16 protein-coding genes and 1 riboswitch are annotated in these 18,008 nt (G+C 50.5%); of the genes, 13 read left to right on the top strand and 3 right to left on the bottom strand.

Annotated elements, in window-relative coordinates; genetic code table 11:
* Positions 1 to 383 precede the first annotated feature (383 nt).
* The 5 genes from E1162_RS01025 to E1162_RS01005 all read left to right on the top strand — a co-directional run bounded on the left by E1162_RS01025 (position 384) and on the right by E1162_RS01005 (position 4,593).
* A complete protein-coding gene (locus tag E1162_RS01025) occupies positions 384 to 1,376 on the top strand; it encodes a TRAP transporter substrate-binding protein (RefSeq protein WP_155125718.1) in 993 nt (330 codons plus the stop codon).
* Between the two features lie 126 nt (positions 1,377 to 1,502).
* Positions 1,503 to 2,006: a TRAP transporter small permease gene (locus E1162_RS01020; protein ID WP_371311752.1), complete on the top strand. Its 504-nt coding sequence runs from the start codon at positions 1,503 to 1,505 to the stop codon at positions 2,004 to 2,006.
* An 11-nt stretch (positions 2,007 to 2,017) separates the two neighbouring features.
* Positions 2,018 to 3,292, top strand: coding sequence for a TRAP transporter large permease (locus E1162_RS01015; protein WP_155125716.1), 1,275 nt, complete (start codon positions 2,018 to 2,020; stop codon positions 3,290 to 3,292).
* 4 nt (positions 3,293 to 3,296) lie between these two features.
* Positions 3,297 to 4,154, top strand: coding sequence for an isocitrate lyase/PEP mutase family protein (locus E1162_RS01010; RefSeq protein WP_155125714.1), 858 nt, complete (start codon positions 3,297 to 3,299; stop codon positions 4,152 to 4,154).
* A gap of 85 nt (positions 4,155 to 4,239) precedes the next feature.
* Positions 4,240 to 4,593, top strand: coding sequence for a DMT family protein (locus E1162_RS01005; protein WP_155125724.1), 354 nt, complete (start codon positions 4,240 to 4,242; stop codon positions 4,591 to 4,593).
* Here E1162_RS01005 and E1162_RS01000 read toward each other — a convergent pair.
* The gene (locus E1162_RS01000) at positions 4,584 to 5,468 is read right to left on the bottom strand and encodes a response regulator transcription factor (RefSeq protein ID WP_155125712.1); all 885 of its coding nucleotides are present in this window, start codon (positions 5,466 to 5,468) and stop codon (positions 4,584 to 4,586) included. The two genes, E1162_RS01005 and E1162_RS01000, sit on opposite strands and share 10 nt — an antisense overlap.
* Positions 5,469 to 5,525: 57 nt before the next feature.
* Here E1162_RS01000 and E1162_RS00995 point away from each other — a divergent pair, with 57 nt between their 5' ends.
* Complete coding sequence (locus E1162_RS00995; RefSeq protein WP_155125710.1) at positions 5,526 to 6,869, top strand: tetratricopeptide repeat protein; 1,344 nt, start codon at positions 5,526 to 5,528, stop codon at positions 6,867 to 6,869.
* Between the two features lie 63 nt (positions 6,870 to 6,932).
* Here E1162_RS00995 and betB read toward each other — a convergent pair whose 3' ends face one another.
* Complete coding sequence (gene betB, locus E1162_RS00990; RefSeq protein WP_257098547.1) at positions 6,933 to 8,396, bottom strand: betaine-aldehyde dehydrogenase; 1,464 nt, start codon at positions 8,394 to 8,396, stop codon at positions 6,933 to 6,935.
* A gap of 48 nt (positions 8,397 to 8,444) precedes the next feature.
* Positions 8,445 to 10,097, bottom strand: a complete 1,653-nt coding sequence (betA, locus tag E1162_RS00985; RefSeq protein ID WP_155125706.1) for a choline dehydrogenase — start codon at positions 10,095 to 10,097, stop codon at positions 8,445 to 8,447.
* A gap of 535 nt (positions 10,098 to 10,632) precedes the next feature.
* Here betA and E1162_RS00980 point away from each other — a divergent pair.
* From E1162_RS00980 to E1162_RS00950, 7 genes are all read left to right on the top strand, one after another.
* A complete protein-coding gene (locus E1162_RS00980; RefSeq protein ID WP_155125722.1) occupies positions 10,633 to 11,538 on the top strand; it encodes a choline ABC transporter substrate-binding protein in 906 nt (301 codons plus the stop codon).
* Between the two features lie 87 nt (positions 11,539 to 11,625).
* Positions 11,626 to 12,471, top strand: a complete 846-nt coding sequence (gene choW / locus E1162_RS00975) for a choline ABC transporter permease subunit (protein ID WP_155125704.1) — start codon at positions 11,626 to 11,628, stop codon at positions 12,469 to 12,471.
* Positions 12,468 to 13,511, top strand: a complete 1,044-nt coding sequence (choV, locus tag E1162_RS00970; protein ID WP_155125702.1) for a choline ABC transporter ATP-binding protein — start codon at positions 12,468 to 12,470, stop codon at positions 13,509 to 13,511. The genes choW and choV overlap by 4 nt, the downstream gene beginning before the upstream one ends.
* 333 nt (positions 13,512 to 13,844) lie before the next feature.
* A complete protein-coding gene (locus E1162_RS00965; RefSeq protein ID WP_155125700.1) occupies positions 13,845 to 14,300 on the top strand; it encodes a hypothetical protein in 456 nt (151 codons plus the stop codon).
* A 37-nt stretch (positions 14,301 to 14,337) separates the two neighbouring features.
* Positions 14,338 to 15,027 carry a PspA/IM30 family protein gene (locus tag E1162_RS00960; RefSeq protein WP_155125698.1) on the top strand — a complete coding sequence of 230 codons (690 nt, stop codon included), beginning with the start codon at positions 14,338 to 14,340 and terminating at the stop codon, positions 15,025 to 15,027.
* Between the two features lie 24 nt (positions 15,028 to 15,051).
* Entirely contained in the window at positions 15,052 to 15,738 is a 687-nt protein-coding gene (locus E1162_RS00955; protein ID WP_155125696.1) for an OB-fold-containig protein, read from the top strand.
* Between the two features lie 65 nt (positions 15,739 to 15,803).
* Complete coding sequence (locus tag E1162_RS00950; RefSeq protein WP_155125694.1) at positions 15,804 to 17,516, top strand: flotillin family protein; 1,713 nt, start codon at positions 15,804 to 15,806, stop codon at positions 17,514 to 17,516.
* A 198-nt stretch (positions 17,517 to 17,714) separates the two neighbouring features.
* Positions 17,715 to 17,920: riboswitch (cobalamin riboswitch) on the top strand.
* Positions 17,921 to 18,008: the final 88 nt, after the last annotated feature.

Below are 18,008 nucleotides of genomic sequence, written 5' to 3'. Positions count from 1 at the left end.
GTAGGTCGCCGCCGGGCATGATGAACACAGACAAATCTCTCCAAAATGACAGAACAAATCATTCCAAAAAAAAAGCCCCTTGCTCAATGCAAGGGGCTTTTTGCGTTCCGGAATAGGCGAAAATGGGGGAGCACGAAGGGGCGCAGGGATGTCCTACGCCGAACTCGAAGCACAAAGCTAAACCTCACCTGTTGACCAGGCTGGATGCTGGAGCAAGTCCGGGGAATGATTAGGCGCGGCAGGCGATGTATTAGTCCGAGCTTCAGCGGTTTAGCCCTGTTAGATTATTTCAATTATCCACGCCTTAGCATAATTGTTATATCCCGTAGGTGGCGATACCTATATAAAAGTTGCCTCACAGACATTTGTAATGGGGGCACAAAATGAGAAACAAGGTCTTGTCGTTGCTGGGAGCCGCGGCGCTTTCAATCTCTGCGATGGGTACAGTTGCAGCGGAAACAATCCGCGTAACACTTCAGTTGCCTGAGGCACATAGCCTTGGCCAGAATTGGCTGGCATTCAAAGAAATCATCGAGGAAAAATCAGGCGGCGAACTCCAGCTCCTGCTGTTCCCGTCCGCACAGCTTTATAAAGATAAAGAAGTGCCGGAAGCAGTTGGCAGCGGTGCTATTGAAGCTGGCTCTTCAAGCCTTTCCCGTTTTGCCGGTGCAGTTCCTGCAGTAGAGCTGATTAACCTGCCTTTCTTCTTCGAAGACAACGAGCATCTGCGCGCAGCAACCGCGAACGGTTCTCCAATGCGCGAAATTCTTGACAACGCAATGCTGGAAGAAACAGGGGCCCGTGTTCTTTGGTGGCAGGCATTTGGTCGTAACATTTACCTTAATTCCGGTGATCCGATCCGTACACCAGCTGATGTTAAGGGTCAGAAAGTTCGCACCTACGGAAAGATTCTGGGTTGGACCGTTGAGGAACTTGGCGGCGCACCGACGCTTATGTCAGGTTCAAAGCAGTTCCTTGCTTATCAGCAGGGCGCTGTTGATGTTGGTATGACTGCAACTTCTGCGGTTAAGAGCCGTAAACTCTATGAAGTCATGGACAATCTGACTTTGAGCTACGACTTCGCTGTCGAGTTTGTTGCAGTGATTAACAACGACTTCTTCGAGAGCCTCTCTGAGGAAAATCAGAAGATCCTTTTGGAAGCAGCCGCAGAAGTTGAAAAGCAGCTTCGCGATGAAGTCTATTCTCAAGAAGACGTTATCGTTGAAGAACTTGCTGACAAAATCAACATTGTGAACCTGACTGCAGAAGAACGTGCTCAGTGGATGGAAGCAACTAAGCCTGTTGCTGCACGCTTTATTGAAAGCGCAGGCCCAGTGGCACAGGCTGCAGTTGATGCAGCAAATAGCCTGAAATAATTGACTGGTTTAAATTTTGGATCAGGGAGTAGGCGCACGCGCCTGCTTCCTTTTTGGTTCTTTTTCTTGAAGGGAATTTGTGCCCTTCCTATCTAATCTCCTCAAAAAATATCGGATGGTTTACTCGTGTTAAAGGCAATTGATGTCATTTCCGAATTCACCGGAAAGTTAGCTGCTTGGATATTTTTCTCTATCGGCCTTATGGTGACGTACGAAGTAATCATGCGCTACGTGTTCACCATGCCAACTATCTGGGTTGATGAAGTCTCAAGAGTCGCCCAAATTTGGGCGGCGTATCTTGCAGGTGCATTTGCTCTTAAACACCGCGAAATGATTGTGATTGATGTGGCGTTTCGCAATCCCGAAAGTGTTGCGCGGAAGGTCGTAGAAACGTTCGCACTGCTCGTCATCCTCGTGTTTTGTAGCGTCGTTATCTTTTATGGATACGAGCTATGGTTGAAGTCTACCTTGCGTGGCCACACGACAGATACGCAGCTTGGGCTCCCGAAGGCATTCACACAGGCTTCCATTTGGGTTGGCTTCGGCCTCTTGGCGCTTCAATCCCTAGCCGAACTTGGCAAGATTTGGACGCAAGGCGTACCAGCTGACGCCCACAGTGAATTGGCGTAGGAGGCAAGGTAATGAGCGCTTTATATATTCTTGGCGGCCTTCTTAGCCTTCTCGTACTCCGCGTTCCTGTTGCATTCGCATTGGGTTCTCTTGGCATCTTCTTGCTTTGGATTTTTCCACTACCAGTCAACGGCGTGCCAGTTCGCATTTACAGCGCGATGGACAACTTCGAGTTGCTGGCTGTGCCGATGTTCCTGCTGATGTCAAACGTGCTTCTGCGGGGCGGCGTCGGTAAAGATCTTTTCGCAGCTGTGCAAAGCTGGGTAGGGCATTGGCCGGGCGGCTTAGGTGTTGCGACCATTCTATCCTGCGGTTTGTTCTCTGCAGTGTCCGGCTCTTCAGTTGCGACGGCCGCAACTATTGCAACGGTGGCAATTCCGGAGATGACGAGCCGCGGTTATAACCGACCGTTTGTTCTTGGTATGCTCGCAGCCGGTGGAACGCTTGGTATTCTTATCCCGCCGTCTATTCCGCTGATCTTGTACGGGATCGTTACAGAGACTTCCATTCCATCATTGTTCTTGGCTGGCATCGGTCCGGGCCTATTCCTTTGCTGCATCTTTATGATCTACAGCATGATCTACGCCCGCTTTAATCCCGACTATGAGCGAGTTGCGAAAGCAACGAAGGAAGAGCGCCGCAGAGCAACGTTTATGGCGTTGCCGACGCTGCTACTAGCCATCTGCATCATTGGTTCCATCTATATGGGTATGGCTACACCGGCTGAAGCTGCGGGGCTTGGGTTTGTTCTGTCCATTTTGATTACCTATGCCATGGGGCGCATGGACTGGGAAAAGCTGAAAGAAGCGACATATGCTGCTGCAAAAACAACGGTGATGATCTTCCTCATTATCGCAGGGGCGAAAGTGTTTTCATATGCCATTACGCTCTACCAGCTTCCGCAAAGCCTCTCAGAACTGCTGACAACAAACATCTCCGAACCTGCTCTGTTCATTCTAGCCGTTGGAGCCGCCTTGCTAGTAATCGGGTTCTTCCTTGAATCCCTTTCGATGATCCTGATCATGGTGCCGGTACTGTTTCCTGCGCTCATGGGTATGAATATCGATCCGATCTGGTTTGGTATCTTCTTTGTAGTTTTGGTTGAAACTGCGCTTATTACACCGCCGGTTGGTATGAACCTGTTTGTTATTCAGGCTGTGAGTGGGGCAAAGTTAGGGGAGGTTGCAAGAGGCGCAATGCCGTTTGCTATCCTAATGCTGGCAACTGCATTCCTGCTTTACTACTGGCAGGATCTAGCACTCTTTATTCCAACGAGCTTGCGATAGACCGATGACAACAAATATAGAGAACTTGCGAGCGCTGTATAACAACGCCGACCTCACGATTACGCCTTGCTGCTGGGATGCTCTTTCTGCGCAACTAATCGAGCAGGCAGGTTTTGCTCTTGCGTTCATGAGTGGCTTCGGGGTGTCAGCGTCCCGCATTGGCATGCCGGATGCTGGCTTATTGTCTTTTGGTGAGATCGTTGATCAAGCACGAAACATTGCTGGCGCTACGAATATCCCTGTGATTGGTGATGGTGATACAGGCTATGGAAATGCGCTGAATGTTAAGCGCACTGTTAAAGCCTACGCCAATGCTGGCGTTGCTTGCATCATGATTGAAGATCAGGTAGCGCCCAAACGCTGCGGGCACACTAAGGGCAAAGCTGTTGTCGATAGAGCTGAGGCCTTCATGCGGATCAAGGCTGCTGTCGATGCTAGAAGTGAGGGCCAAGACATCCTCATTCTTGCCAGGACAGATGCCGCAGCAGGTGAGGGGCTAGACGAGGCCATAGCGCGTGCACAAGAGTTCAGGAAACTTGGTGCGGATATAACCTTTGTCGAAGCGCCGCGGTCTGTCGAGGAAATGCAGCGGATCTGCAACGAGGTAGAAGGCCCGAAGATGGCCAATATGCTGGAAGGCGGTCTGACACCATTCCTGCCTCCTGCGCAGCTTCAGGCGCTGGGATATTCCATCGCGACCTATCCATTTACAGGGTTGATGGCGTCGATAAAGGCACAGCAGGACGCTCTTGAGCAGATGAAAAAAGGATTATTCCCTGAGCCGCCTATGTCGTTTGCGGACCTTCGGAAAGTCGTGGGCTTTGAAGATTATTATGAGGCGGAAGAACACTATAAACACTAGGGATCGGAGCTAACAGCAGTGCTTGCGCAAGCTTGCTCGACGATATATGGGGCTGGCAATCAATAAATTGTCGGTCCCTAATTCAATGTCGATCACTCCCTTCGCAGCAACGTGGCTGCCTGTACTCTTGTTGTGCCTATCTAACGTATTCATGACCTTTGCGTGGTACGGACACCTTAATTTCAAAGGCGCCCCGCTCATCACTGTTATCTTCATATCTTGGGGTATAGCGCTCTTTGAGTACTGTCTTGCTGTTCCGGCCAATCGCATTGGACATAGTGTTTGGTCGGCGGCAGAACTAAAGACCATGCAAGAGATTATTACGCTGGTCGTTTTTGTACTGTTCTCAGTGTTCTTCTTGAAAGAGTCTTTGGGTTGGAACCATTTTGTCGGTTTTGGACTGATCGCAGCAGGCGCCGCCTTCATTTTTTATGGTTGAGCAGAGCTAAGCGGGCTCAGCGCTCGACAAATAGCTAAGAAAGAGGCTGAAGAGGTCTCTTTCGCTCCCAATATTGAGTTTAGCGTGAATGCGCTTGCGTGATTTTTGATCGTACCTACAGAAACCCCAAGCTTTTCTGCAATCTGGCCACTGCTATCTCCAGATAGTACAAGCGTCACAATTTCGTGCTCACGCTCTGTTAGCTCATCGGCCAGAAACACTTTCAACGCAGCATCGAAATTGAGCGGGGACAGGTCTCCGCCTTTCATATCTAGCCCTGCTTGAAGGTCGGTTGAGCAGCGATTATGGCTCTCCACCATTCCCTGAATGAGCGAAAATGCTAGCTCCAAGCCTCTGATTTCATCAGCTGAAAACTCACTTTGCCGCTCTAATGTGAAAGCGAGAGCCCGCTGGTCATCCAGCTTACAAAATAGCGCTACATCCTCGGCAAATCCGGTGTTGGGAATGAAGCCCATTTTGTAACTCCAGTCTTCAGGGGAGCTATCGAGTATCTGCGAGAGCCGAACCACGCCTGTTGTTGCTGTCTGTCGCCAATGGCGGAAAAATGGGTCAAACCGGTAATACCCAGAATCGTAGAGACGGCGGATGTAATCTGTATCTAAGGGCTCCTCTGTCTTCCTTGGCGCGGCATGCAGCAGAACGTGCGGAGGCTCCGCGTGCGAATATACAATCGCCCAAGCCATATCGGCAGGAACAATCTTTCCAAGAGCGCTCAGGGTGGTTTCGAGGAATGTTGGCGAGCCCACTTGCCCCGCAGCACCAGCCAAATACTGAAGTGCCTTTTCAGCATTAGAAAATTGATCTGTCCCTTTAGGGATCATTACATTCAGTTCCGCGTTTTGTAGAACAGCCATGAGTTGTGACTGGTCAGTGTTGCCTGTCTGTCATCCTAACAAGAAAGGGGCTTGAAGATGCAAGTAAAAGACAACGCCGGCTTGAGCTTATCTGCAGCATCGCATGAATGCGCCATATTATATGACGATGCAATTGGTGAACTAATGCATTGGCGAAACCCCAGCCGCATTCTTGAAGCCGCGCTAAAAGCTGACCCTCAATTCGCCATGGCTGAGATTTTTTTGGCGCACATGGATCTTGTTTCGACGGATAAGAGGTATGCGAGCAAGGCTGTTGAGCGACTTCAACGCATTGCGGATATGCTCTCTCGTGGTGGTTATACCCCAAGAGAGGCGGCCCATTACAAAGCGCTGTGTGTTTGGGCAAATGGCGATCTCATTCGTGCGGCTCAATTATTGGACGCAATCCTAGAAGAGTACCCAACCGACTCCCTCGCTGTGTGGATGGGCCATCAGATCGACTTCTACATCGGCGACTCCAAACGCATCCGTGATCGCATAGCCAATGTCCTCCCTTATTGGGACCGTGAACATCCCTTTCATTCGTTCGTTGTTGGCATGCATGCCTTTGGTTTGGAGGAAGCTGGCGAAAGCTCCAAGGCCAAGGATGTAGGGCTTGCTGTGCTGGAAAGTGCGCCCAAGGACGTCTGGAGCATTCATGCCGTGGCTCACGCCATGGAAATGCTCGGCGAGTATGAAGAGGGTGCCCGCTTTATGGAAGATCGTATCGCGGATTGGTCTGCAAACAACGTTCTTATCTCCCACAATGCCATTCACACCATCCTCTATCGACTGGAGGAAGGTCAGCTTGATCGATGTCTCTACCATCTCGATAATTTTGTTATGCCCAAAGACAGAAAAGCTGCTCTACTTGGGCTGATCGATGGCTCGTCCGCCCTCTGGCGGCTCCATCTGGATGGTGTTGATACTGGTGTGCGAATGGATGAACTGGCGGGCAACTGGGAAAAAGAAGCAGAGCATGCGTTCTACGCCTTTAACGACATACATGCCGTCATGGCTTTTGTCGGTAGTGATAATCATAAGGCAGTAGCGGACTTAATCACCGCGCAAAAACGATACTTGTCGGATACTAGTCTAGCCCATGAAACGAACTATGCGGTAACGCGTGAGGTGGGTCTTCCAGTCTGCTCAGCGCTCCAAGCTTTTGGCGCAGGCAAATACGAAGTGGCATTGGACGGTTTAACGCGGGTGCGTGAAACGCTGATACAGGTCGGCGGTAGTCACGCCCAGCGAGACGCTATTGAACGAACTATTTTGGAAGCAGCAATTCGTGGGCGGAATAAAAGAGCAGCAGAGCAGTTGGTGGCGGAGCGTCTGAGGCATAAACCTCGCAGCCCATATAACTTGAAGCAGCAGCAGCGCATTGCGTTGATGCGCTAGGCTTGGAGAGGTCCGCATAGCTGCAGCACTGTGCAGCTATGCGTTAATAATTGTCGGGATAGCTTACCAACCCGCTTCTACATCACCCATTTCAACATAGATGCTCTTCACTTGGGAATATTGGTCCAGCGCCCAGTGGCCGTTCTCGCGGCCGATGCCGGAGTTCTTGTGGCCGCCAAATGGCATTTCAACTGGGGTCAGGTTGTAGTTGTTGATCCAGCAGGTACCTGCTTCAATCTGGTCGATAACGCGGTAAGCCCTTTGAAAGTCTTTGGTGAAGACAGCGGCAGCGAGGCCAAATTCGGTATCATTGGCACGCGCGATCACCTCATCCTCATCATCAAAGACAAGAACACTCATTACCGGACCAAAGATTTCCTCCCGTGCGATACGCATATCGTCGGTAACACCGCTAAATACAGTTGGTTCAACGAAATATCCGTTCTCCAGCCCTTCAATAGCAACGCGCTTGCCACCGACTTCCAGCGTCGCACCCTCGGAGCTACCGAGGTCAATATACTGGCTGATCTTATCAAACTGGCCTTTGGAGATAATCGGGCCAAGCTGGGTTTCCTCATTAAGGGGATCGCCAATTGTGATGCGAAGGGTACGTTCTTTTAGGCGCTCTAGAAAATCAGAGAGAACCGAGCGCTGCACGAAAACGCGCGTACCGTTTGAACAGATCTGCCCCGATGAATAGAAGTTGCCGTTCATAGCTGCGCCGACGGCGTTGTCGAGATCGCTGTCTTCAAAGATAATGATTGGTGATTTGCCGCCAAGCTCCAAGCTCATGTGCTTGAGATCACTCGCAGCTTTCTCGGCAACCTTTTTACCGGTAGGAACAGAGCCCGTCAGTGATACCTTCGCGATCTTAGGATGAGCCACCATAGCCGCTGCGGCTACGCGGTCACCCTGTACAACGTTAAAGACGCCATCTGGTAGGCCTGCTTCCTTGAAGATTTCCGCAAGCTTTAACGCACTAAGAACCGTCATCTCAGAGGGCTTGAAAATCATGGAGTTGCCTGCGGCAAGGGCAGGCGCAGCTTTCCATGATGCGATCTGGATAGGATAGTTCCAAGCACCGATGCCAAGGCAGATGCCTAGCGGTTCGCGCTTTGTAAGCACATAGCTGCCGCCAAGGTCGATGTGCTCACCGTTGGTAGTTGCTGCAATGCCTGCAAAGTACTCAAGCGCTTCTGCGCCAGAGGCCGCGTCTGCGACAAGCGTTTCTTGAAGCGGCTTACCGGTATCAAGGGTCTCAAGTACAGACAGTTCGTGATTGCGTTCACGCATGATATCAGCAGCGCGGCGCAGTACACGGGCGCGCTCAGCAGGCGCCGTTTTCTTCCAAACCTTGAAACCTTCCTCTGCAGCCGCAATTGCCGCTTCCAGCACTGGTTCGGTTGCGCTGTATACGCGAGCGATAAGTTCCTGTGTCGCCGGATAATGGCTTTCGATTAGCGTACCGTTTGTGTCCTCGACGTACTTGCCACCAATGAAGTGGGAGCCGGCAGGCTGCGCGCGCAGTGGCGCGTATGGGGCGAGGGATTTATCAGACATTTTCTACCTTTAAATTTATCGCTGCTGCGTCTGCCAAGCGGGATGAACCCAAGCGTCCTGAGGAATTGGAGAGAGCATACCTTTTCCAAGAATGTGATCAGAAGCTTTTTCACCAACCATGATCGAAGGACCGTTCAAGTTGCCGTTGGTGATCTGCGGGAAGATGGAGCTGTCAGCCACACGTAACCCTTCTACGCCGATCACACGGCACTCTGGGTCCACGACAGCTGCCGGATCATTGGCATCCCCCATTTTACAGGTTCCGCACGGATGATAAGCGCTTTCAACATGCTCGGCGATAAACGCATCCAGTTCATCATCACTTTGAACTGCGCTACCCGGCTGGATTTCTTTTCCTCTGAAAGGATCGAAGGCCTTCTGTCCGAAAATCTCACGGGTGAGACGAATACACTGCCGGAAGTCCGCCCAATCGTTTTCATGGCTCATGTAGTTGAAGTGAACCAGAGGCTTGTCATTGGGATCTGGGGACTGCAACGTAACAGAACCACGCGACTTGGAGCGCATTGGCCCAACGTGCGCTTGATAACCATGGCCTTCGGCTGCCGCCTGACCGTCATATCGAACGGCAAACGGAAGAAAGTGGAACTGGATATCGGGATACTTCACACCCGCTTTGGAGCGAATAAATCCGCAGGCTTCAAAGTGGTTGGTGGTACCAAGACCTTTCTTGGCAAACAGCCACTGCGCACCGATCATTGCCTTGGAAGCAAGGTTCCAGTGCTTGTAAAGCGTGATTGGTTGAACACATGCCTGCTGAATATAAAGCTCCAGATGGTCCTGTAGGTTCTGGCCAACCCCCTTGCGATCAGCAACAACGTCGATCCCCAATCCGCGAAGATGATCTGCATCACCAATGCCGGACTGCATAAGAATTTTAGGTGAGTTGATGGAGGATGCGGAAAGGATCACCTCTTGGCTACAATAGAGTTGATCTACCTTGCCCTTGCGCAGGTACTCAACGCCAATAGCTTTCCGGCCTTCCATCAGTACACGCCGAACATTGGCACCGCTAATCACCTGTAGATTAGGTCGGCTCAAGACTGGTTTAAGGTAGGCGTTTGCTGCTGACCAACGACGACCATTATGAACGGTCATCTCCATGTCGCCGAAGCCTTCTTGACGGAAACCGTTATAGTCCTGTGTTTTTCCATAACCGGCTTGTGCACCTGCTTTTACAAATGCGTCGTAAAGCGGGTTCCATTTGGTGCCACGGGAAACATGCAGCGGGCCAGAGCGACCACGCCAGTCGTCGTCTCCATCACTTGCAGCTTCCATACGCTGAAAATACGGCAGTACGTCATGATATGCCCAGCCGGAGGCGCCAAACTCCTGCCAGCTTTCAAAGTCGCAAGCGTGACCGCGAACGTAAACCATGCCATTGATGGAACTAGACCCACCCATAACTTTACCGCGTGGAAGGGCTAGGGTTCTTCCACCTAAGTGTTGCTCGGGCACGCTCTCATAACCCCAGTCATAGAGAGACATATTCATAGGGTAGGAAAGGGCGGCAGGCATTTGGATGAACGGGCCCATATCGGAGCCGCCAAACTCTAAAAGCACAACACGGTTTGCTGGATTTTCTGAAAGCCGATTGGCTAGAACACAACCAGCTGAACCTGCTCCAACGATGATGAAATCTGCATTCATAGGGTTCACTTAAGACAACACTCTCGGCGCTTGGGCCTCAAAACAATCTGGGGTTTTAAACAGCTTTTTTGCCTATCATGCTCGAAGAGAGCGTTGATCGGCACAGCAGTGACGCCTTCCCCAATGGCGGGCATCTATCATTTCCAAAGGCACATATCCCGCAGTAACTCGCTGATGTTGTTAGGCGTTTGTGCGTACATGTCTTTGGCAAGATACCCCTCCTTTGAGGTATGGTTTTATATTGAATGTTCAATCAATAAAAAGCTATGAAATGAATTTCAAGCGTAAAAATGAAGTATTGGTACAATGTCGAAAGGCATAGTTTGCCTAATGCTGGGTTGCGTTTTGATTCTACGAACGTTAATCAATGGCCGGAATTAGTTGATGCCTTGGATTATTTTTATGATGATCTCAAAGTATCTTTTATTGTCAGGATAACTAATTACTCCTGATGTGCTTGTTAAATTATTTGTAGGGGGAATTAATCTTGAAAAGCACATGTAAAACTGTTGCGCTTGCTCTCGCTTCTGTTTCCATGCTGACCTTGTCTCACGCAGCCAATGCTGCTGAACCGGATGCTTGTAAAGAGGTTCGTTTCTCCGATGTTGGATGGACCGACATCACCGCAACAACAGCAGTTGCAACCACGGTCCTTGAGGCAATCGGTTACGACACCGACGTCAAAGTGCTGTCTGTGCCTGTGACCTATGCATCTTTGGCCAACAACGATATCGACGTGTTCTTGGGCAACTGGATGCCAACGATGGAAGCCGACATCGCCAAGTACCGCGACGCAGGAACCGTTGAGACGGTTCAGACAAACCTGAAGGGCGCCAAGTACACTCTGGCTGTTCCAAAATATACCTATGACAAGGGTTTGAAGGACTTTGCTGATATCGCGAAATTCAGTGCAGATCTTGATGGCGAAATCTACGGCATCGAGCCGGGCAACGATGGCAACCGCCTTATCCTTGATATGATTGGCCAGAACGCTTTCGGTCTTGAGGGGTTTGAGCTGGTAGAGTCTTCCGAAGCTGGCATGCTTTCTCAGGTAGCGCGTAAAACACGCCGCGATAAAGACATCGTCTTCCTTGGTTGGGCACCACACCCAATGAATTCCAACTTCGAGCTTATGTACCTAAGCGGTGGTGACGAGTTCTTCGGTCCTAACTTCGGCGGTGCAGATGTGCTTACCAACACTCGCGCTGGTTACTCCGCACAGTGCCCGAACATGGGCAAATTCCTTCAGAACCTGACGTTCACGCTGGATATGGAAAACAAGATCATGAACTCCATCCTCAATGATGGAGAAGAGCCGGGCAAAGCTGCTCTGGCATGGATCAAGGAAAATCCATCCTCCATCGATGGATGGCTTGCTGGTGTAACCACTTTTGATGGCGCAGAAGCTGCACCTGCCGCCAAGAGTGCACTGGGCCTTTAAGGTCAATTTCTTGCGGGCGGAGCTGACTTTGAGCGGGTTTCCGCCCGCATTCTATTCTTTGTCTTGAATTACTATTTGAGGTCTATTTTGGAGTGGCTGACCGAGCATAAGCTTCCTATTGGTCGTTGGGCGCAGGAGCGGGTTAACTGGCTAACTGACAACGCAACTGGATTTTTCGATGGCATATCGATTGCCATTGAAGGCTTGATTGATGCTGTGCTTTGGGTTCTTCAAACCCCATCACCATTAGCGATCGTCGCAGTAGCCGTAGCTCTTTCGTTTTTTGTACGCCGGTCCGTCATCTTTTCCATTTTTGTGGGCCTCAGTTTGCTCCTCATTATCAACCAAGGGTACTGGGAGGAAACAACGGAAACGCTCGCGCTGATACTAAGCGCAACGTTTGTGTGTATGCTCATCGGAGTGCCCATTGGCGTTGTCTGTGCCCATCATCCGCGCTTTTTTGAGGCAATCAGACCCGTACTGGATTTGATGCAAACCATACCCACATTCGTTTATCTTATTCCTGCATTGATCTTGTTCGGCCTTGGTGTGGTTCCAGGTCTTGTCTCTACAGTGGTGTTTGCTCTTCCCGCTCCTATCCGCTTAACGCAAATCGGTGTGTCCTCAACACCGAAACAGCTATTGGAGGCAGGGGAAGCTTTCGGCGCGACCTACTGGCAAAAGCTCTTCAAAATCGAGCTTCCGTATGCTCTGCCAAACATTATGGCCGGGCTAACGCAAACCATTATGCTTTCCTTGTCTATGGTCGTTATCGCGGCGCTCGTTGGTGCAGATGGCCTTGGCGTTCCTACACTGCGTGCGCTTAACACTGTAAACATTGCAAAAGGCTTTGAAGTTGGCGTCGCGATTGTTCTGGTCGCTATTATTCTCGATAGGTTCTTTCGCGGAAATAAGGGAGAGGGCAAGTCATGAGTAAACCAGTCGTCTCTTTTAAAAACCTATCTATCGTTTTTGGAAATAAGCCCAAACATGCACTGCCGTTGATCGATAAGGGGCTGAGCCGTTCTGAAATTCAAAAGGAAGTCGGCCAGCTCGTTGGGGTAGCCAATGCCACCTTTGATATCTACGAAGGTGAACTGTTGGTGCTGATGGGGCTTTCCGGGTCAGGAAAGTCAACGCTGCTGAGGGCTGTAAACGGCCTCAATAAGATTTGCCGCGGCGAAGTGCTCGTTCGTGATGGTGCTGATTTTGTAAATCCGAGTACCTGCTCGAAAAGCCAGCTTAGAAAACTGAGGCGCAACCAAATTGCAATGGTGTTCCAGCAATTCGGTCTGCTTCCTTGGCGTTCGGTGCGTGACAACGTGGCTTTTGGGCTGGAGATCGCAGGTCATAAAAAGGACAGCTACAAGGAGCGCATTGACGAGCAGCTGGAGCTGGTTGGCCTAGGTGGATGGGGTGATAAGTTCGTCCATGAGCTTTCAGGCGGTATGCAGCAGCGCGTTGGCCTAGCTCGGGCTTTCGCGACAGACGCGCCGATCCTTCTTATGGATGAACCATTTTCCGCACTCGATCCGCTCATTCGCAACAAGCTACAAGATGATCTGCTTGAATTGCAGGAAAAGCTAAACCGCACCATCATTTTCGTAAGTCATGATCTTGATGAAGCTGCAAAGCTTGGCAATCGTATCGCCATTATGGAAGGTGGCCACGTTGTCCAGATCGGCTCGCCGCAGGAAATCGTTCAAAAACCGGCTGATGAATATGTGAAGTCATTTGTCTCCCACATGAACCCGCTAAATGTTCTGCTGGCGCAGGACATCATGGTGCCAACGGAGGAATTGACGCAGACAGAGAGGGAGGCGCTTAGCAGCCTTCCAAGCTGTGAACCCAAGCGAGCAATCAGGGATGTAATCAGCATCAGCCGTGAAACCCAAAGCGCTGTTGCCGTCACAAGCGGAAGTAAGCCCGTAGGCGTCATACGTGACGCAGAGATAATGGACTGCTTAGTCTAGAACACTACAAGGCGCGGGAGACCGCGCTTTTTTATTATGAGTTAATTGCGGGACAATCTTCAGCTTTTACTCATGCGTTGTAACCGTAAGTTACCTGCATTTTACGCCAATTACTTCAGCTCGGCGTATGCGCCTTCCGCACTTGTGTGCCGCCCATCAAGAGCCTTATAACACTATGGGATTTCGAATATAATTCCTGCGACATCAGCGGAATTTCTTTAATTTATTGCGCTTTGTTTCCTTAAGTGGCGATGAGTTTTCACAACTTAACATTGCAATATATCTAGAATCGCCCGAACAATGTAGGCAATTGTATTACAAGGGTACTACGATATGCCGCAGAGGACGATATCTCTTAGCGTTAGACTTTCGCCGGAAGAAGCCGAGCAGCTTGCTCGAATTCAAATCGGGGAGGCAAAAACACCGAGTGAAAAGCTCAGAGCGCTAATTTCAGCACAAAATGAAACGAGCACTGGTTCGGTTACCTCCACAGTACGCGAATTGCTTCAACCGGTTCGTATTGGCCTAGACAACACAAAACAACGCTCTGCATTCCTCGAAGTCATGGTCGAACGGCTTCCCCATCTTGTTGGCTATCTGGGGGAGCCGTCGATCTCCGATGAAGTGAGCGAAGAGTTTTTGACCTCGCAAGAGGAAGAAGTTGCCCGAACGTTCTTTGAAATCGTCGAACAAATTTATCTATCTGCTGCGAAGGTTGAGCCTAGAGAGCGAAATAAAGGGCTGCTCAAAAAGTACATTCATTCATTGCCAGTGGCTGCGAACGTTTAGTCAAAAATTCATTCAAGAAACTATGGAGGAGGATTCCATGGGTGAAACCCTAATTTCACGGGTAGGGCGGTTAGTGTCCGGTACTGCCACCTCTATCATCGAAGCTGTAGAAAATAAGGCTCCAGATATCGTAATGGGCGAAGCCATTCGCGAGATCGAAGAAGCTGTCACGGAAGTACGCGGTGCGTTGGGGGATGCTGCAGTTCGTCGTCACCATGCCTCTCAGCGCCTTTCTGAAACAAATCGATCTCATGAGGAATTGGCCGAAAAGATCACACTTGCGCTTGCAAACGGTAAGGACGACTTAGCCAAAGCCGGTATCGCTCGTCAAATCGACTTGGAAGCGCAAATTCCAATCCTCGAAAAAACGGTCGTGGAGGCCTCCGAAGAGGAGAAGGAACTCGATAATTCAATTAAGGCGCTACAGGCAAGAAAAAGAGAAATGCAGGAGCAACTCTCCCAGTATCAGGCGATACAAAGAGAGCAGGCAGCGGTTGCTAGCAGAGAAGGGGCGAACGCACCAAATGCTTCCGATACAAGCTCAAAGGTCGAGAATGCCACCAATGCATTTGATCGGGCTCTATCAAATGCATCAGGCGTAGCGATCCAAACTGGCTCCACTACCAGCGCTGATAGTGCAAAGCTAGCAGAGCTAGAGCAGTTATCGAGAGATCACCGCATTGAGGAACGGTTAGCTGCTTTCAAAGCAAAAGCCGAGGCTGTGTAACTCGCAGAAGGCTAGGGGGATCTCTTGGAGTTTTTGCTGAATGAGGCTGTGTTTGGCTTTAGCCTTGCTTTGGCGCTTTTGCTTGGCTTGGCTGCGGTAGAAGTGTGTGGTCTGTTATTTGGGCTATCGATTTCTGGTCTGGTAGATGACGCTTTGCCATCACTTGAGATGGAAGCGCCTTCTTTTGATGTTGATGCCGATGTTGATATCGACTTTTCAGGACCGAGCGCAATTGAAGGCTTCTTGGCTTGGCTCGCAGTTGGGAAGGTGCCCTTTGCGATATTCCTCGTACTGTTTCTAACCTCCTTCGGACTGATCGGAATTGTAACGCAGCGGTTATTTTGGGGCTACCTCGGTGTGCTCCCGTCATTCTGGTTGGTCGCCATTCCCACACTGGCCCTAGCACTGATCATCACAGGCCGGCTGGGGCATATAATCGGCCGCGCGATGCCAAAAGAAGAAACCGAGGCAATTTCCAGAAATGCGCTCGTTGGAAAAATTGCGCTGATCACCTTGGGCGATGCGACGTCAAGCATACAAGCAGAAGCGCGATACACCGATCAACACGGCACCCGTCATTACATTCAGGTCCTCTCAGATTCCCCTTCTGAAGTTTTGAGGCGTGGGCAGGAAGTACTTCTTATTTCGCAGGAGGATGGCATTTACCGTGCGATTTTGAATCCACACCTATCACTTTCAAGCGTTGAGTGAAGATATTGGACGAACAAACAAATTTTTCAGAACGATTTAACTCTATTGAATTGGAACAGACTGCAATGAATTCTGCTGGTGGTTTTTCAATGCTAGATGCCGGAATATTGATCGGCATATTGCTCATTGCCCTTCTTACGATTGGTATTATTTTCTCCCGCCTCTACACCCGCGCCACGAAAGAGGTTGCGTTCGTTAGAACCGGTTTTGGTGGTCAAAAAGTCATCATGAATGGCGGTGCAATCGTCCTTCCGGTGCTTCATGAAACCATTCCGGTAAACATGAACACACTGCGGTTGGAAGTGCGCAGAGCAGATGACGCCGCACTTATTACCCGTGATCGCATGCGTGTTGATGTTGTTGCAGAGTTTTACCTGCGCGCGCAGCCAACAATAGAGTCCATTGCAAATGCGGCACAAACGTTGGGCACGCGCACCATGCGCCCCGATGACCTCAAACATTTGATTGAGGGTAAGTTTGTTGATGCGCTCCGCGCTGTTGCTGCAGAAATGGCCATGGAAGAACTTCATGAACAGCGCGTCTCGTTCGTTCAAAAGGTGCAGATGGCTGTATCTGAGGACCTTTTGAAGAACGGTTTGGAGCTGGAGTCTGTGTCTCTGACGGGCATGGACCAGACGCGAATGGAGTTCTTCAACCCGAACAATGCGTTCGATGCCGAGGGCTTGACAAAGCTGACGCAGGAAATTGAAGAGCGGCGCAAGAAGCGAAACGATATTGAGCAGGATACCGAGGTAGAGGTTCAGCGTAAAAACCTCGACGCGGAACAACAAAAGCTCAAGATTAGCCGTGAAGAAGAGTATGCTCGCCTCGAGCAGCAGCGTGAGCTGGAAATCCGCCGTGCTGAACAGCAGGCACTGATTGCTACAGAGCAGGCTGAACGGCGCCGTGAAGCTGAGCAGGCAAAAATTCATGCTGAGCAGGAAATTCAGCAAGCGACCATTAGCTCCGACAAACAGGTGAAAGAGCAAGAAATTCAAAGAGAGCGCGCTCTTGAAGCCGCTCGCATTGAAAAAGAAAAAGTCATTGAACTTACTCAACAGGAACGCTCAATCGCAGTTGCTGAGAAATCCAGAGACCTTTCGAATGCTGATGCTGCAGCAAACGAAGCCCGTGCTATTGCTATTCGTGCCGAAGAACAGGTTCTCACTGCTCAGGAAATTGAAAAAGCCGAACGTCAAAAGCAGGTGGAGCTTGTTGAAGCCTCCAGAGAGGCTGAGCGCGAAGCTATTGCAGTTACCGTGGGAGCTGAGGCAGATAAAAAGGCAGCAGAGGACCGCGCTGAGGCCCTGCGCATTGCAGCAGGCGGTGAGGCAGACAAAATACGCTTGAATGCTCAAGCTGAAGCAGACGCTGTTACGAACAGGGCTCAGGCAGACAAGCTACGTTTGGCGGTTGAGGCAGAAGGCCGCCGGATCATGAACGAGGCATCGAACCTGCTTTCCGCCGACCAGATTGCGATGCAGGTACGCCTAGCAATGATTGAAGCCCTGCCGAGCATCATCGAGCAGTCTGTGAAGCCGATGGAGAATATTGATGAGATCAAAATTCTTCAGGTTGATGGTCTGCATGGTAATGGCGCAGGCGGCGAAGCAAACGGCGCTGCATCAAGCGGTGCTTTGCCAGACCAGCTCGTAGAATCTGCCCTGAAATACCGTTCCCAAGCTCCGCTGGTTGATAGCCTGCTTGGCGAACTTGGAATTTCTGGAGGCTCTCCAACAAAGCTATCTAAAGAGCTCGCAAACGGCAGCGTTGAATAGACGTTAGCAGGCCCTTTTAAGATATTTGAGAGGCGGTGAAGGTTTCTTTCGCCGCCTTTTTAGTTGCACCAATCGTTAGGCGGAAACCACGCACTACCGGCGGAAACGGTGAAGGCTACGATGGATTTGCGTAAGTCTTGTCCCCAATGAATCTCTATACGTCACCTACATGATGTTGACCCAGAAGTAATTCTGCGATCAATATCTGGTAATCAAGGTCTGGCGATTCATCGCATTCGTCAGCTAAGAGGGAAACCGGTGCGAAGCATAGCTACAAGTCCGGTGCTGCCCCCGCAACTGTAAGCGGTAAGCCTCGATCCAAATGCCACTGGGAAACCGGGAAGGTGGATCATAAGGGACGTAGACCCGCAAGCCAGGAGACCTGCCTTGGTTTTAATACGTCATCGGACGGCGGGTCCGTGAGGCGGGAACACGTGCGCCAGCACGTGAACTCTTGCGTTGCCCGTTGTTCTGGTTCCTTTGGTTCTTCGG

Source organism: Pseudovibrio flavus (genome assembly GCF_009711345.1).
GTDB classification, from domain to species: domain Bacteria; phylum Pseudomonadota; class Alphaproteobacteria; order Rhizobiales; family Stappiaceae; genus Pseudovibrio; species Pseudovibrio flavus.
The sequence above is the reverse complement of the archived record's forward strand: the minus strand, read 5'-3'. Positions and strand labels throughout refer to the sequence as shown.

Excerpts from the sequence above, each read along its gene's own strand:
- E1162_RS01025 (WP_155125718.1), top strand. The coding sequence starts at position 384 with ATGAGAAACAAGGTCTTGTCGTTGCTGGGAGCCGCGGCGCTTTCAATC.
- E1162_RS01015 (WP_155125716.1), top strand. The coding sequence starts at position 2,018 with ATGAGCGCTTTATATATTCTTGGCGGCCTTCTTAGCCTTCTCGTACTC.
- E1162_RS01010 (WP_155125714.1), top strand. The coding sequence starts at position 3,297 with ATGACAACAAATATAGAGAACTTGCGAGCGCTGTATAACAACGCCGAC.
- E1162_RS01005 (WP_155125724.1), top strand. The coding sequence starts at position 4,240 with ATGTCGATCACTCCCTTCGCAGCAACGTGGCTGCCTGTACTCTTGTTG.
- E1162_RS01000 (WP_155125712.1), bottom strand. The coding sequence starts at position 5,468 with ATGGCTGTTCTACAAAACGCGGAACTGAATGTAATGATCCCTAAAGGG.
- E1162_RS00995 (WP_155125710.1), top strand. The coding sequence starts at position 5,526 with ATGCAAGTAAAAGACAACGCCGGCTTGAGCTTATCTGCAGCATCGCAT.
- betA (WP_155125706.1), bottom strand. The coding sequence starts at position 10,097 with ATGAATGCAGATTTCATCATCGTTGGAGCAGGTTCAGCTGGTTGTGTT.
- E1162_RS00980 (WP_155125722.1), top strand. The coding sequence starts at position 10,633 with ATGCTGACCTTGTCTCACGCAGCCAATGCTGCTGAACCGGATGCTTGT.
- choV (WP_155125702.1), top strand. The coding sequence starts at position 12,468 with ATGAGTAAACCAGTCGTCTCTTTTAAAAACCTATCTATCGTTTTTGGA.
- E1162_RS00965 (WP_155125700.1), top strand. The coding sequence starts at position 13,845 with ATGCCGCAGAGGACGATATCTCTTAGCGTTAGACTTTCGCCGGAAGAA.
- E1162_RS00960 (WP_155125698.1), top strand. The coding sequence starts at position 14,338 with ATGGGTGAAACCCTAATTTCACGGGTAGGGCGGTTAGTGTCCGGTACT.
- E1162_RS00950 (WP_155125694.1), top strand. The coding sequence starts at position 15,804 with ATGAATTCTGCTGGTGGTTTTTCAATGCTAGATGCCGGAATATTGATC.